Raw genomic sequence first — 1,553 nt, 5'->3', positions numbered from 1 at the left:
CCGCCGTTCCGGACAGCCGGGCGCCCTCTTCCGGACGGCCGGGCGGCATTAGGTAGGGTGGAACCATGACATGGCTCGTAACAGGTGGCGCAGGGTATATCGGTTCGCACGTGGTCTCCGCTTTGCGCGGGGCCGGGATCCAGGCGGTGGTGATTGACTCGCTCTCCAGCGGGCACCGCGAGTTCGTCCCGGAGGACGTGCCTTTCGTGCACGGCACCATCCTCGACTCGGAGCTCGTGGCCCGCACCATGCTCGATCACGCGGTGACCGGCGTCATCCACCTCGCCGGCTTCAAGTACGCCGGCGTATCCGTGCAGGAGCCGCTGCTGACATATGAGCAGAACGTCACCGGCACGGCGGAACTGCTGAAGGCGATGGAGCTCGCCGAGGTGGACAAGCTGGTTTTCTCCTCCTCTGCCGCAACCTACGGCACCCCCACCGGGGACATCGTCACGGAAGAGACCCCTACGCAGCCGGAATCCCCTTACGGGGAGAGCAAACTGATCGGCGAATGGCTGATCCGTGACCAGGGGACGGCGCGGGGGCTGAAGCACACCTCGCTGCGCTACTTCAACGTCGTCGGCTCCGGCTCGCCCGAGCTCTACGACACCAGCCCGCACAACCTCTTCCCGATCGTGCTCCGCGCACTGACTGCAGGCAAGACGCCCCGCATCAACGGCACCGACTACAACACCGCCGACGGCACGTGCGTGCGCGACTACGTCCATGTGGCCGACCTGGCGACCTCGCACGTTGCGGCAGCCCAGGCCCTCGCCGCCGGCAAGCCGCTGGAACGCGTCTACAACCTCGGATCCGGCGACGGCCTCTCCGTCCGGCAGATCATGACGGCCATGGCCAACGTCACCGGCATCGATTTCGAGCCGGAGATCGGACCCCGCCGGGCCGGTGACCCGGACCGGATCGTGGCCGACGGCACCCTTGCCGCCCGCGACCTGGACTGGAAGATGCGGCACTCCGTCGAGGACATGGTCGCCAGCGCCTACGAGGCGCAGAAGAAAGCTGCCTCCGCGGCCCACTAACGGCTCCGCCGCCGCCCCCGGGGGGACATGCCCAGTCCTGGGGCCCAAGTTCACGCTGCCCCCGGGGGACATGCTCAGTGGCCGAGCCCACCCCAAGGGGACATGCCCAGCGGCCGGGCCCAGGAATGGACTGAGTGGGCCTATGTCCATCCGCCAAGGTTGACGCGGGGCATGTCCAGCGGTCAGACCCAGGTTTGTGGTGGCACCGGCGGACATGTCCAGTGGTCGGGCCCAGGTTCATGCTGCCCCCAGTGGACATGCCCAGTGGTCGGGCCCAGGAATGGACATAGTGGGCCTATGTCCATTCGCCACGGCTGGCGCGGGGCATGTCCAGCGGTCAGACCCAGGTTCGTGCTGCCCCCAGTGGACATGCCCAGTGGTCGGGCCCAGGAATGGACATAGTGGGCCTATGTCCATTCGCCACGGCTGGCGCGGGGCATGTCCAGCGGTCAGACCCAGGTTCGTGCTGCCCCCAGTGGACATGCCCAGTGGTCGGGCCCAGGAATGGACATA

Annotated in this window: 1 protein-coding gene; it reads left to right on the top strand. The window is 67.5% G+C overall.

Annotated elements, in window-relative coordinates:
• The first annotated feature begins 65 nt into the window (after positions 1 to 65).
• Positions 66 to 1,040, top strand: coding sequence for a UDP-glucose 4-epimerase GalE (gene galE / locus K789_RS0108140; protein ID WP_024366326.1), 975 nt, complete (start codon positions 66 to 68; stop codon positions 1,038 to 1,040).
• Positions 1,041 to 1,553: the final 513 nt, after the last annotated feature.

It is taken from the genome of Arthrobacter sp. TB 26, from assembly GCF_000427315.1.
Lineage (GTDB): Bacteria > Actinomycetota > Actinomycetes > Actinomycetales > Micrococcaceae > Arthrobacter.
The sequence above is the reverse complement of the archived record's forward strand: the minus strand, read 5'-3'. Positions and strand labels throughout refer to the sequence as shown.